The organism is Rhodopirellula sp. P2 (genome assembly GCF_028768465.1).
Classification (GTDB): domain Bacteria; phylum Planctomycetota; class Planctomycetia; order Pirellulales; family Pirellulaceae; genus Rhodopirellula.
Genome location: NZ_CP118225.1, coordinates 6,313,104 through 6,326,890, shown reverse-complemented (window position 1 = coordinate 6,326,890; position 13,787 = coordinate 6,313,104). Strand labels below are relative to the sequence as shown.

The window sequence follows — 13,787 nt, the reverse complement described above, 5'->3', positions numbered from 1 at the left end:
GGCTTCTTGAGTCACGAAAAGAAGTTTGTCGCTCCGTTTTTGGTGGCCCGATGGGTTGGTGGATATCGCATTCCTCTGCAGAGAAAGTCGCTGCCAGTTTTCCGCAGTGGTTCAGTTCAGTCCTTCCACAGACCCACTTTCATGATGATTCGATTCCTTTTCGTTTGTTTGTGTTCGCTCCCCGCGGTGCCTCATGCGTCGGCGGATGACTGGCCTGAATTCCTGGGCCCAGGCGGATCGGCTCGCTCGACCGAGGTGGTTCCGACAACCTGGGACGACGCAAATCATTTGGCTTGGAAAGTGGATTTGCCGGGCGGTGGTTCCTCCAGTCCCATCGTTGTCGGTGATCGAGTCATCGTGACTTGTTATGTCGCCGGCGTTGACACCGCGAAACGTCAAGTGCTGAGCTTTGACAAGAACAGTGGCGAACAACTTTGGGCGGTTGATTTTCCTGTCGACTATCGCGAAGACGGTTACCAGGGATACATCACGGAGCATGGCTACGCGAGCAACACGCCGGTGACCGATGGGCAAAATGTTTTTGTCTTTCTGGGCAAAGGAGGCGTGCACTGCCTCGATCTCAACGGGCAAAAGATTTGGAGCGTGGACGTGGGCAAGGAATCGAGCAATCGCCGCTGGGGATCAGCCGCGAGTTTGGTCGTGTTCGAGAACCTGGTCATCGTCAACGCTGCGGAAGAATCCAAGTCGATTTATGCGCTGGAGAAAACCACCGGCAAAGAAGTTTGGCGTCAAGAAGCCGGGATGTTGGAATTGACCTACGGCACACCTCGGATCGTGCCAACCGAAGGCGGCGACACGGAGTTGGTCATCAGCGTGCCCGGCGAAATTTGGTCGTTGAATCCTGCGACTGGCAAACTGAAATGGTTTGCCGAATCTCCCATGACCGGCAACGTCACCCCTTCGATCATCGTCGATGGCGGGACCATCTACAGCTTTGGTGGCTACCGCGCGTCCGGTAGCATCGCAGTGCGAGTTGGCGGTGATGACGACGTGACCGATTCCCATGTTCGTTGGACGAACCGTTCCAGTTCGTATGTTGCCACACCGTTGCTGATTGAGAAGAGGTTGTACTGGATCGATGATCGCGGAATTGCCTACTGCACTTCTGCCGACGACGGCGAGGTCATCTACCGCGAACGAGTCAACAACTTGGAAAGTGGTCGCCCCGTCTACGCTTCGCCTGTCCTCGTCGGCGACTACATCTATGTCGTGACCCGTCATAGCGGCACGCTGGTCTATCGCCCAGGCGAGTCCTTTCGTCCCATCGCCCAGAACATCTTTGAATCCGACAAAACCGATTTCAATGCGTCTCCGGCGGTCTCGGACGAAAAGCTCTATCTGCGTAGCGACCAATCGCTGTACTGCATCGCGGAAGGCAAGTGATCAAGGATCTCGTTTCGCTCGGCTCTCGAGTGCTCCGCCACCGTCCGGTGTTGCGGGGCAGTTCGTAGCGAATGTCGTCCGACCTCCGACTCAGTCGAGTTCCGCATGGTCATACAGCGGCAGGTGGCGGTAGTAGACTTCCAGGCAATAGATCGACAAGCATGTCGTGTACAGGCGACCGGCGTAGCCGCCCCAAGCGTCTCCGCTTGGGGACCAGCTTCCGTGTTCGCGCCCGCGTTTTTCTTGGCGAGCTGGCAAAGTGGCCTTCAGCTCTTCATTCCATTGATTCCATAGCGGTCCTCCATAATGGTGCAACGCTTGAGTCGCGTAGTACCAATAGTAAACGTCGGCTTCGTTTGCTTTGACGGGATGATTCTGCACCAACGTGCCCAGACTCTGTGCCATCCCCGGCATGTTGCGTTGCCGGCCGAGATACTGATGACACAAGACGCCTTCGGCCGTCATCGCAGGGGAGGGGGCAACGTTTGGCATGTAGGAATACCCGCCTGTGTACCCTTGGCTGACAGAATCGAAGTAGCGCTCAATTTTCGGCCAGATGTACGGGTCCACCTCCAGTCCGCCGGCATCACCGCTCTTCAGACCCATCACGAACCAACCTGTCACCGATGTGTCGCTGTCCATTCGAGGTTGATATCGCCAGCCTCCTTGCGGTGACTGGGAAGCAACGGCGAAATCGCAGGCCGATTGCGCGTAGGGACGAATCCATGAATCGCCTGTCATCGCATACAACTCACACAACGCGATGGTCGCTTGAGCTTGTGAATACATTCGTTCGTGCCCCATTTCGGATCCTGCCAGGAAGCCTTGCCGGTCTTGTTTCGCGACCAACCAACGTGCCGCTCGGAGCAGTTCTTTTTGATAGGGGCCTCCTCGGTGAGTGCTTCCTGCGCCCATGAACGCCAGCATCGCCATCGCGGTGGCGCTGGTCTGGTTCTCACCGCGAGCACCGTTGGCATACGGCCCGTGCAGACTCCAACTGCCGTTGCGAAGTTGCTGACGCTTCAACCACACCAACCCTGCTTCGACAGCGTCCTCGGTCGTTTGATCGCCACCATACATCTTCAACAGACGTGCCTTCATCGTCCCGGATCGCCCCTGGAACATCTTGTTGGACTTGTCCAATTGGCCCGTCGAAGCAACCACCGGATCAAATAGACTGGCATCCAACTTTGGCACCAGCGAGAACATCTCCGCTTCCGCGTCGAGCGAGACCAACTGTGTGGTGTCGATTCGCTCTTCTTCCATGGAACGTTCGAACGATTCCAACGGTGCCGTAGCGGCGATGGTGAACTCGGCCAATTCCATGCCGGAGCTTTCAGACGATTGCCGAAACAGCAATTCAATTCGTCCGACCTTGTTCGTCGAGCGTCCGATCAACGCCAACACGAGCAGCAAGGTCAGATGAACGACCATGCTGATCAACCAAGATGGCATTTCGGTCAGCGTTTCCCGTCCCCTGATTCGCAACCGAGATATGAGGGCGTGAAAAGATCGAGGTCTTTCTTCAGACCTCTGATTCTGCTCGGCACCCTGTGGCGATGGCGGTCGAGTTGGCTCGCTCCAGCGAGGTGATCGCGATGAACGTTCCCGCGATGGAACGGGATCTCGCGACTTCGAAATGGCGACAGATGACACGATCATGAAAAGGCCTCCAAGAAAAGAAGGCCTCAACCATCCGTGTCACGCGGTCAATTGGTTCACGCCCCTGTGTACAAGGGCGTTTTCAACAGCGGAATGTCACACACGCTTGTCACTGCGATGTTCACAGCGTCAAAACCAGGACAAGGAGCGTCCCCAAAATCGCGATTGGAACCCACACCAGAACCAACGAAAGGATGCCGTAGCCGAACAGCAGTTTGGAAGGAAAACTGATCGGCAAATTGTTCGCCCGGCGATACTCCACACGGTCCTTCCACGCCAACAAGGCTCCCAACAATCCGCCCACGACCGAGGACAGGACCAGCAGCAATCCAATGGCGATCGGGTCGAAATCATATTGCTTGTCCGCATTTCGGACCATGAATTTACGAGTCAAACCTCCCACACACACCGGGGTGACGACCGCACCGATCAGGACCTTTTTCCAGACACTGGTTTGAATTAAATCGGCGGCTTGGTCGTCAACGCCCACCCCAGCGGAATACGCCGTTGAAGCGGCGACGGGAGACGCGTTGGAATTCACAACGGGTTGGTCAAACGACTTTGGCGTTCCGAAATGACCGGCGAAGCTCCCGTCTGGTCAATTGCCGACCAGCGGCAGCAGCGGAGTGGCCACTAAGCAGTTCGGCAGAAGTCTTTCAGCATTTTGAATGTTTTGGGTAGCGTGGTTGCTCCCACGTCCAACCGGGGCGAACGCCCAAACGGCTCACATGGTTTTGCCCGATCATTCCTACCGACCTGCTCAGGTGAGTCGCAGAGTTGAAACGTCCAAACAGCAATCAAGCCTTGCGATCGGTCACTCGCCGAGGTCGCTGCCGAAGTTTGATCTGCCCGTAAGCTTCACGGACGAGGGGTTGGCCGTGTTCTCGTTCGAGGCGCCGAATTGTGAAGTGAGCGCGAGCCAGATCCTGATAGTGGTCGATGAAATAGCTGTTGATCAGCGCGCCGCCTAGCGCGCCGATGATGGGGATGGCCTGGGCTGCCACTTTTTCACTCACCACCATGCCAAACCGCTTGCCGATTTGTGTCACCAATCGAACCAGCGGCGGTGCAGCGGAGTCTTTGATGCCATTTTTAAGAATGTACTGAGACGCGTCTTGGATCTGCTTCGCCATCGCGGCTCGCACGGCGAAGTAACCAATTTCGGTTTCGTCGTCGATGTCGGAGGATTGGCCAGGATCGAGCGCAAAGACTTCCAAGCATGCCAGCCGCGATTCGACATCGGAGAGATCTTCACCCTCACTGCGAGCGATATCGGCGACGCTCCGTAGAATCAACACAGTCGAGACGGGCAATTCCGCCGCAACGGTCGCCCCACCGAGTGCACCACCTGCCGCACCACTGATTCCCGCCAACAACTTGTGCGTCAGCAATTTGGGTTTGCCGCGGCCTTTTGAACCGGACGGATTTTTATCGCTCCCCAACGTTCGCAAGGCGACATCGAGTGCGATGTGGAGTGATTTTTCGATTGCCGAATGGATCGCAGACTCGACACTGTCGGGCAACATCTTCAGCGATGCCGTCACCGGTGTTCCGATCATCTCGGTCAACCGATCCGCGATCCCGTGATGTTCCAAGGTCTTCTTGGCTTGGTACAGCTCTTCCAAAATTTCTTCGGGAAGGCTGCCAAGGATGAGATCGTCGCTCAAAGTTCAATCCTAGCTGATGTGAGACGGGGACAGGATTCTCAAATCGATGATGTCCGATCACTGTGAAAGCAGCAATCGCCGTTGAAACATGACGTTCCAGCAGACGCTTCGCCGGCAAAGTGTTCGATGCAACGGCAAAGGCATAAAGCATACCAGTTCGCGAGCAAACCCCTCGTTCGGTCAAAGATGGCATGCATGTTGCTTGTTTGATTTCGCTCTGGCTTGATCGACGAAACAACTGCTGTGGTTCGAACCTGGCACCTCATTCGATTCGATCTGCCCATTTCGATCCACTTCCGAAGGAGAAAACATGGCCAATGCCACCACCGACCACGACGCCATTCAAACTTGGGTCCACGAACGCGGCGGTGTTCCCGCAACCGTTGAGTCAACCGCCGAGACCGACGATGGAATCGGCATCTTGCGAATTGACTTCCCCCACGGTGACCGAAACGACAGCTTGTCGACGATCAGTTGGGCGAGCTTCTTCGACAAATTTGAAGAATCGAACCTTGCGTTTTTGCACGAGGAGAAAACTGCCGGAGGCGAGCTCAGTCGGTTCTGCAAGTTCATCGATCGCGAACAAGAGTAGCGTCATCCAACTCGTTCTCTGGACGCCAGCGTAAAGTGTCCTTGCACCGACCGGCTTTCAACCACACTCGTTCCATGGCCATTGCAATCGACGAATCAGCACTCAACACCCCCGACGGACGCCAACTGCACTGTCGCCGTTCCGGGCCATCATCCGCCGAGCTTACCTTCGTGGTCGTGCACGGATTGGGTGAACATTCCGGGTGCTACGACGACTTCGTCGATCGCATGCTGGCACTGGACCGTGGAGTGGTCATCCATGATCAGCATGGGCACGGTCAAAGTCCCGGTGTCCGCGGCGACGCTCCCAGCTTCGACACACTGGTGGATGACATTGCAGTCGCCCTCGAATTCGCTGCGAAACAATTCCCTCGAGCGGAACTCGTGTTGCTGGGGCACAGCATGGGCGGAAACTTGGTGTTGAATCACCTTCTTGGCCGCGATCACGAATATGTGAAGAGAGCGATCGTTACCAATCCGATGATCCTGCCGCCCAATCCTCCCACGCGTCCGCAAGCTTTCGCGGCGTGGTTGACTGGCAAACTCATCCCACACATTCGCGTTTCAGCGTCAATTGAACCGGCGCAGTTGACGCAGGACACCGAGGCACTGCGTGAACTCGCGGAGGATGATTTGATGCACGAGAAGCTGTCGATTGGAATTGGCAGCCAGTTGGTCAACCATGGCATTTGGTTGACCGATCACGCGAAAGAACTGACTGTCAAACTGCTGGTGCTGACCGGTGCGGAAGATGAGCTTTGCGATTCGGAAACCACGGACGAGTTCGTCGCCAGCGCCGGCCCGCAGTGTCATCGGGTCTCCTTTGATGGCCTGCGTCATTCACTGCTGATCGAAGACAAACGCGAACAAGTTTATGACGCGATCGAAACTTGGTTGCTCGACACTGCCTCGCTCAGCATTGAATAGATCGCAATGCCGACTTCACTTCTTCTTTTTCTTCAGCAACTTCCAGAGCGAACGGCCGCTTTCACGGTCCAGACGCACCAGTTCGTGCCGCCGAATGTCAAAGCACGTGACGGTGCCACGTGGTCGCTTGGCGTACACAAACGGCAAGCAAACCACGCTGACTTTGTACGGCGTGCCGGTGGAGGTGGAGAGGAATCGAGCCCGCACGGGTTCGTCCGGTGGCAAAGAGACATCCGCACAGCCCCACAAAAAAGATGGGACTTCGAAGATCTCGCTCAGAACCGTGACGTAGTCACCCTTTTGAATGTCTTCCCCCGCGACTCGTGCAGCGACCTTGGTCGCCGACTTGTTTTCGGATGTGGTTCTCATTGTTTCGCATTGTGTGAACAGTTGTTTGAGACAAATCGTTCTTGTCAGGCAAAGGAGTGACAATCACTCGCAACCTGACTTCGTTGCAAAACAGAATGGTAAAACTCGCATCGTTTCAACTTTCGCGAAAGGGACATCATCGGCATCGGGAGATGGATCCGAACAGCATCGGATTCCTTGTCCCATGGACCGATCTCACGACACCAAGGTTCGCGAAACGAATTCAGAAAGCCGAACCGTCGGTTGCGTCGACATCAACGCCGACTTTCGCGTTTCTAAATCTCGACTTCCGCCGCGTCGACCGGCAATGGTCGGCTCATCCAAATCGGTGTGAAGACGAACCATCCGATCGTGCCGACCAACGCGATGGATTTGACCATCGGCAGATCGATCGCACCGGCGAAATACAACGAACACGGAACGACGATCGAGCAAAGCGTGATCACCGACATCGCCTTCGAAGTCGGTTTCTCGGACAGCAACTACTTCAGCCGGCAGTTCCGCACCCACCTTGGTTTGTCGCCTCGCGAATACAGGAAACAGATGCGTTGAGACATGCCCGGGATACCGGCGAGGAGATCGTCCTCTGCGTCACGACAAATTGAACTGTTCGCAAAGTTCATCGATGACGTCTTGTTGCATCACGGACACGTCCCCGATCGCTTTCGCATTGATCACTGCTTCGGCGGTGGATTCGAGCACTTCCAAACGATCGAACGCGTCCAACACCGTGGTTCCGGTCACCAACACACCATCGTTTTCAAGAATCGCGGCTGGGTTTCGACTGCACACATAGTCGGCAATGGATTCATCACCTGAATATTGAATGCCGTAAGGGGCACGTGCCACATCACGGAGGAAGACGTAGCTTTCCGGAATGGTACGAACATCCAAGGGGACGCTGGTGACGCTGAACGCCGTGGCGTTGACTGGATGAGCGAACACGATCGCTTGCACGTGCGGATGTTTTTCGTAAATCGCGCGGTGAGCGTTAGCGGCTCGACTGGCTAGTTTTCCGTATTCACGAAACTCGCCTTTGACCAGCACAAAGTCCTCCGCTCGCAGTAACTCACGGTCTCGCTGCGTTGGTGTGATCAAGAACGAATTGTCTTGCAAACGAGCTGAAAAGCTGCCTTCGGTGCTGATCAACAATCGCTGGCGGCAACCTCGACGCACAAACTCACAGAGTTGCCGTCGTAGTTCTTGTTCTCGCGTGGTGGCAGCGGGCGGTTGGTAGCTGATGAAGTCAACGCTCCGGTGGGCCGCTTGATCCAGTTGAGAATCATTGAGGTATCGAACCTCACCGATTTGTTTGGCTTTGATCAGCGTCTTGCCCGCGAATTCGAACGCCTCGAATCGTTGAAACGCGGATGCGAAATCTTCCCCTGCAACGACGACGCCGTGATTTTCCAAGATCACGCTGTCGCATCCGTCTTCGAACTGCTTTGCAATGCTGGCCCCGAGAGCTTCCGTTCCCGGGCACGCGTAAGGTGCAAACCCGACTTTGCCGCACACGCTGTGTGCTTGATGAAACAACCGCGTGTCGGGGGTTCCGCGGCAGATGCTGAAAGCGACCAGGGCGACCGGGTGAGCGTGCACGATCGCTTTCACATCCGGTCGGGCTTCGTAGATCGCTTTGTGAAACGGAAACTCCGAGGATGGCGGGTGCGGTCCATCGACGGATCCATCGGCGCGAACGCAGATGATGTCGTTCCGTGTCAGGTTGCCTTTGTCGACTCTCGCCGGCGTGATCCAGATGTTGCCTTCGCTGTCTCGGATCGACAAATTTCCACCCGAAGTGGTCGTCATGCGGTACCGATAGATGCGATCCATCGTTTGCATGATTCGGTCCCGTGGATGTTGGACATCTCGCGAATGGCTCATTCTATTCCCGTCGGTGAAGGATCAATCAAAGGTCAGCGGAGGTGATTACAGGGGGCGGACAACCGAGGTGCTGCGGTAGTAATCCATCAATGTTTCAGGCGAAAGCACGCCGCCGCCCATGCCGCTTTTCTTGACGCCGCCGTAAGGGACACCGTGTGCGAACACGTTGTGAGCGTTGATCCAACTGTTGCCAGCGATCATCGCTTCGGCGACCCGGTTGGCTCGTTCGGCATCCGTCGTCCAAACACTGTTGGCCAATCCGTAGTCGGTGTCATTCGCTTTCGCGATCGCATCGGCTTCATCGGAAAACTTCGCCAAATAAGCCACGGGGCCAAAGATTTCTTCGCGTGCGGCGACATTGTCCAGCGGTCCAGCCAGCAACGTTGGTTTGACATAGTTCCCGCTCAATCCATCGACCGTTGCGGGACCACCACCGCAGAGACACTGAGCTCCTCCTGCCTTGCCCTTTTCTTGGTACCCGAGAACTCGCTCTCGTTGCTTGGGATTCACGACCGGCCCCATGTCGCTGTTGGGATCCAGCGGGTGACCGATGCGAACCTTCTCCATCAACTGTTTGCACTCAGCGACGAATTCATCGTAGATGCCTTCTTGGATCAACCAACGCGTTGCATCGCAGCAGACTTGGCCGGTGTGGAATGTGATTGCACCGACCAATGCTTGCGCGGTGGCTTTGACATCGACATCATCGAAGACAACCGCGGCACCCTTGCCGCCCAGTTCCAGCTTGACTGGAACCAGGTTGCGTCCGCACGACTCACCGACCAAACGGCCCACTTCGGGCGAACCGGTGAACGACATGCGTTTGATTTCAGCGTTGTTGGTCAAGGCGGCACCCGCTGTTGCGCCTCGGCCGGTGACAACGTTGATCACGCCATCGGGCACGCCGACTTCTTTGGCCAATTGAGCCAAGTAGATCGCCGAGAGTGATGTGTCTTCGGCGGGTTTGATCACCACGGTGTTCCCGGCAGCCAGCGCCGGTGAAATTCCCCAACCGATCAACAAGAACGGGAAGTTCCAGGGGAAGATGAAGGCACAGGCACCCCAAGGTTGTTTGACCGTGTAGGCATCGTGGCCGGGCACATCCAACTTTGTTCGTTTCTCGACTTTGTCGGACAGGCCGACGAAGTATCGCAGCGTGTCGACGAAGTTTTGCACATCGCCGGCGGCTTGGGCTTCGATTTTGCCGGCATCGAGTGCCTCGATCTGGGCGATGATCGCTTTGTGACTCTCCACCGCATCGGCGAGCTTCAGCAGAATGCTGCTGCGTTCTTGTTGCGACAAGCCTGACCAAGCCGGGAACGCTTCGTTGGCGATTTCCACCGCACGGTCAATCTCGGCGGCATTCAGATCGTGGATTTCAGCAAGTTGATCTCCCGAGCCTGGATCGATCGTTGCGAGCACGTTCCCTTCTCCGCTCGGGAAGGCTTTGCCGCCGACGAAGCTCGCCAGGGGGGATTGATCCAGGAACGATTGAACTTCGGGAAGCAATGTGTGTTGGGTTGCGACGCTCATATTCTTTCTCGCTCAAACTTTCTCTGCGGTGAATGGGTTGAAATAGCAGTGTACAACGATTGTCGATGGACTTCATCGAGGCAGCGGGCGTTGGACGGGAAGCCCATCCAACAAATCGGGGCGGGCGGGCCCCGTTCGAAACCGGTACCAGAACGCTCCATCGTTCAAACCCCCGGCGGGTTGATTGCCAACGGTGATCCAGCCCGGATCTGACAACGCGAAATACGTCGTGTTCGGCTTCAGTCGCGGCAGATCGTTGAATGTGATTTGTTGGGAGCCCTCGTCAGGGTGCCCAGGTTCAGGATCCGCTTGCCAAATGACCGTTTGGGTGTCACCGACTTCGTACAAGCGAAGGGTTTTGCCGGTTGAATTCGCAAACCGAATTGGCTTCGAAAAATGGAAGCTCCAATCTGTATCGCATGGGACATCCATCGCGGACATCGCAGGAACGGCACGCACATAAGCGGGCATGATCATGCGAATGCGGTGGTATCCCCAACCTTCTTGATATTCCTTCAACGGTGCACGCCACGACGCAGGCATCTTCGTGTTTTCGCGAGCGAACTGGAACCAAGCGTCGCTCATCGCTGACAACACCTCGGGGCGCTCCGCCGCCAAATCGAGTGATTCTGCCGGATCGTTTTGAATGTCGTGCAGTCGCCACGGCCCGTCACTGATGCTGGAAATTTTCCAGTTGCCCTTGGTCAGTGCTTTGCCCGTCTGGTTGAAGCACCAAAATATCTCGTCGTGAATCGCGAGATTCGGCAGGTCAGGGTTTCGAAGCAACGGCAACATCGAATTTCCATAAAGCGGTTCCAGCTTGCGATCGCCATCATGAGTTGGATACTTCGCACCCGCCAATTCAAGCAGCGTTGGATACAAATCCGTGACGTGCAACCGCTGTTTGCGAATGGCTCCTGCTTGTCCCGACAATTGCGCTGGCCAACGCACGATCATCGGCACAGACACGCCGCCCTCTTGCGCACACGATTTGTACCAGCGGAATGGAGTGTTCTTCAGATACGACCATCCGTTGGACACGAACGCGTTGCTGCCGGGTTCCCACGGGATTTGTTGGTCGTAGGTGCGGATGTCGCCGTTGCTGTAAGCACCACCATTGTCCGCCATGAAGATCACGATGGTGTCCTCATCGAGTTCTTGGTCGCTCAAGTGTTGAAGCAACCGCCCGACGTTCCAGTCCAATCGATCCAGCATCCCAGCGTAGGCCGCCATGCGTCGGCTTTCCTGCTTCTGAATCGAGGCCGACAACTCGTCCCACCGTCGCACTTCTGCATCCGGTTCGGACATCACGTAACGTTCGTCGATCAAACCCATCGCGATCATTCGGTCATAGCGATCTCGACGCAGCTTTTCCCAACCCGCTCGGTAGCGTTCGTAGTACTTTTCGACGCTCTCGCGAGGTGCGTGCAGCGGTGTGTGCGGCGCATTGAACGCAACCTGGGTGAAGAACGGTTTGCCCTGCTTTCGTGCCGATTCGATCTCATTGATTGCACGGTCCGTGAACGCATCCGAACTGTACCATCCCTCGTTCACTGGTTCCGGGGATTGCCGGTCGGTTTGAATCGCCGGTTTGCCTCGTTCGATGCCGGACCAGCTGTCGATTGCACCACCGAGGAATCCGTAAAACGAGTCAAAGCCAGCGTCGAGCGGATTGCCAGGTTGATGCCACTTGCCGGCGAGCGACGTCGCATAGCCGGCCTTCTTCAGCAGACGAGCCACCGGTAGCGAGCGTCGATAATCATCCGACTGGGAATGCGTGTGGCCGGTCATCAGGCTGGTTCGCGTCACCACGCACATTGGATTGACGTGAAATTCGCTGAAGCGAACTCCATCGGCTGCCAACTGATCCAAATGGGGCGTGTCGATCTCACCGCCGTAGCAACCGAGATCCGAGTAGCCCACATCGTCCGCGATGATGAGCAAAACGTTTGGCTTGTCCGCCGCTGAAACGTTTGGTTTAGCGGGCAGCACCAGCAACAGGGCGGCAGGAACAAGAAACAAACTTCGCACCATCAGTTGGCTCGCTTCGATCGTTTCGAGTCGTCCATCGAATCACGCAAAAACTGATCGCGTAATTCCCACCAACGATCCGCCATCCGTTGGACTCGTTCAGGATGCTTGTTCGCCACGTCGTTTTGTTCGGCCCGGTCGTTGGCCAGGTTATAGAGTTGCCAATCGGCGTCTTCTTTGGACTCCTTGGCAGCGGTTTCGGAACGCAGCCAAGGAAAGGGGCGAGAGATGTTGGAGTGGATGATCTTCCAGTCACCCTGCCGCAGTGCCCAGTTGCCTTCGTGATAGAACCACAACTCGTCATGAATTGGGGCATCGCTATCATCAAAAGACGGTTTCAAACTTTGGCCACTCATTGGTGGGCCGGCGGTTTCATCCAGTTCCACCCTGGCGAGATCCAACACCGTCGGTGCAATGTCGATCGCATGACCGAGATTGGTCCGCAACTCGTTGGTCGAACGGATTCCCTCGGGCCAATGAACGATGAACGGCGTCGACGTGCCTCCTTCATGCACCCATGTCTTGTGCCGACGGAACGGGGTGTTCGCCGCGCTGCTGAATCCAGGTCCCAAGCACAGATACGTCGCTGCGGATCCGGGTGACGCGGAAGGATCGTGTCCTTCGCCACGGACCATGATCTCCGCACTTGCGCCGTTGTCCGACAGGAAACAGATCCAAGTGTTTTTGAACTGGCCCATTTCTTTCAACTGCGTGAGCACACGCCCGATCTCCTGATCCATGCGATCCACCATGGCCGCGTGGATCGCCATCTTGGTTGCTTGGAATTGTTGTTGCTCTTTGGTCAGTTCATCCCATGGCAACGGGCGAGTGACCTCTCCCGCGCCGAGCACCTCGAGTTGGTCGGGAAAGGCATAGGGCGGCCCCACCTCTGTCTCGATCGGAGACAGAGGTCCGACGTCCAGCCCAAGTTCACGTTGTCGCTGATTGCGTTCTTCCCGCAACGCATCCCATCCGGCGATGTATCGGTCTCGGTACCGCTGGATGTCTTCCGGCAAAGCGTGCAGCGGAAAGTGAGGGGCGTGGAATGCGAGGAAGTGAAAGAACGGCTGGTCAGCATGATCCTCGGCGTGTTCCTGCAAACAATCAATCGCGTGTTGAGCGGTCGCGGTGGTCCGATAGAACTTGGGATCGCGGTTCTTCTTGCGGATCGAGTCAAAGAAGCCCGGGCTTCGGGTGGCTTCGTCAGAGAGATCAAACCCGTTGTCAGTTGGTTTCCCATCGATGTGCCATTTGCCCGAGTGGTAGGTGCGATACCCAGCCGGGCGAAGATATTCCGCCAACGTTTGAGCCCAATCGGGGCGTTTTCCACCGCCGCCGTATTGCCGCGTCGCCCCTGGCATGCTGTCTCGACGGACTTGTTGTGGGTAGTAACCTGTCATCAAGGCCGCTCGCGTCGGCCAGCATCGAGCCGTGTTGTAGAACTGCGTGTACCGCAATCCGCCGGCAGCCAGGGCATCCAAATTGGGAGTCGCAATCTCGCCGCCGTAACATCCAGGATCTGAAAACCCCAGGTCATCGGCCAGGATCACCAAGAAGTTCGGTCGTTCGGCTGCCTTCGAGTGATTGCAAACCACGCCCATCCAGGCGACTGCCATCACCCAAACCAGATTTCGCACGTTTCGAAAGTTCATCTCAGTTGTCTCTAGAAGTTGGTTGCGATGTTTTGGAGGTGGTGTCCGTAGGTTGGGCTTCCAAGCC

At 56.3% G+C, this 13,787-nt stretch carries 11 protein-coding genes and 1 pseudogene; 4 read left to right on the top strand and 8 right to left on the bottom strand.

Annotated elements, in window-relative coordinates; genetic code table 11:
* Nucleotides 1-144 precede the first annotated feature (144 nt).
* Nucleotides 145-1,404: an outer membrane protein assembly factor BamB family protein gene (locus PSR62_RS22225; RefSeq protein ID WP_274408279.1), complete on the top strand. Its 1,260-nt coding sequence runs from the start codon at nucleotides 145-147 to the stop codon at nucleotides 1,402-1,404.
* Nucleotides 1,405-1,494: 90 nt separating this feature from the next.
* Here the strand turns inward: PSR62_RS22225 and PSR62_RS22220 are convergent, their stop codons facing one another.
* The 3 genes from PSR62_RS22220 to PSR62_RS22210 all read right to left on the bottom strand — a co-directional run bounded on the left by PSR62_RS22220 (nucleotide 1,495) and on the right by PSR62_RS22210 (nucleotide 4,733).
* Nucleotides 1,495-2,859 (bottom strand): prenyltransferase/squalene oxidase repeat-containing protein, encoded by a 1,365-nt coding sequence (locus tag PSR62_RS22220; RefSeq protein ID WP_274405162.1) that lies wholly within the window; start codon nucleotides 2,857-2,859, stop codon nucleotides 1,495-1,497.
* 328 nt (nucleotides 2,860-3,187) lie between these two features.
* Nucleotides 3,188-3,607, bottom strand: coding sequence for a hypothetical protein (locus PSR62_RS22215; protein WP_274405161.1), 420 nt, complete (start codon nucleotides 3,605-3,607; stop codon nucleotides 3,188-3,190).
* Nucleotides 3,608-3,863: 256 nt separating this feature from the next.
* Entirely contained in the window at nucleotides 3,864-4,733 is an 870-nt protein-coding gene (locus PSR62_RS22210; protein ID WP_274405160.1) for an EcsC family protein, read from the bottom strand.
* A gap of 310 nt (nucleotides 4,734-5,043) precedes the next feature.
* Here PSR62_RS22210 and PSR62_RS22205 point away from each other — a divergent pair, with 310 nt between their 5' ends.
* Both PSR62_RS22205 and PSR62_RS22200 read left to right on the top strand, forming a co-directional pair.
* The gene (locus tag PSR62_RS22205; RefSeq protein ID WP_274405159.1) at nucleotides 5,044-5,325 is read left to right on the top strand and encodes a hypothetical protein; all 282 of its coding nucleotides are present in this window, start codon (nucleotides 5,044-5,046) and stop codon (nucleotides 5,323-5,325) included.
* A 74-nt stretch (nucleotides 5,326-5,399) separates the two neighbouring features.
* Nucleotides 5,400-6,251, top strand: a complete 852-nt coding sequence (locus PSR62_RS22200) for an alpha/beta hydrolase (RefSeq protein ID WP_274405158.1) — start codon at nucleotides 5,400-5,402, stop codon at nucleotides 6,249-6,251.
* A gap of 15 nt (nucleotides 6,252-6,266) precedes the next feature.
* On the opposite strand, the gene PSR62_RS22195 is transcribed toward PSR62_RS22200, so the two are convergent.
* Nucleotides 6,267-6,620, bottom strand: a complete 354-nt coding sequence (locus PSR62_RS22195) for a hypothetical protein (protein WP_274405157.1) — start codon at nucleotides 6,618-6,620, stop codon at nucleotides 6,267-6,269.
* 441 nt (nucleotides 6,621-7,061) lie between these two features.
* On the opposite strand from PSR62_RS22195, the pseudogene PSR62_RS25830 reads away from it, so the two are divergent.
* Nucleotides 7,062-7,172, top strand: a pseudogene (locus tag PSR62_RS25830) (AraC family transcriptional regulator); the annotation flags it as partial.
* A gap of 39 nt (nucleotides 7,173-7,211) precedes the next feature.
* Here the strand turns inward: PSR62_RS25830 and PSR62_RS22185 are convergent.
* From PSR62_RS22185 to PSR62_RS22170, 4 genes are all read right to left on the bottom strand, one after another.
* The gene (locus PSR62_RS22185; RefSeq protein ID WP_274405155.1) at nucleotides 7,212-8,504 is read right to left on the bottom strand and encodes a class II aldolase/adducin family protein; all 1,293 of its coding nucleotides are present in this window, start codon (nucleotides 8,502-8,504) and stop codon (nucleotides 7,212-7,214) included.
* A 45-nt stretch (nucleotides 8,505-8,549) separates the two neighbouring features.
* A complete protein-coding gene (locus PSR62_RS22180) occupies nucleotides 8,550-10,037 on the bottom strand; it encodes an aldehyde dehydrogenase family protein (protein ID WP_274405154.1) in 1,488 nt (495 codons plus the stop codon).
* 72 nt (nucleotides 10,038-10,109) lie between these two features.
* Nucleotides 10,110-12,071 carry a sulfatase-like hydrolase/transferase gene (locus tag PSR62_RS22175; protein ID WP_274405153.1) on the bottom strand — a complete coding sequence of 654 codons (1,962 nt, stop codon included), beginning with the start codon at nucleotides 12,069-12,071 and terminating at the stop codon, nucleotides 10,110-10,112.
* Complete coding sequence (locus PSR62_RS22170; protein ID WP_274405152.1) at nucleotides 12,071-13,720, bottom strand: arylsulfatase; 1,650 nt, start codon at nucleotides 13,718-13,720, stop codon at nucleotides 12,071-12,073. The genes PSR62_RS22175 and PSR62_RS22170 overlap by 1 nt, the downstream gene beginning before the upstream one ends.
* Nucleotides 13,721-13,787: the final 67 nt, after the last annotated feature.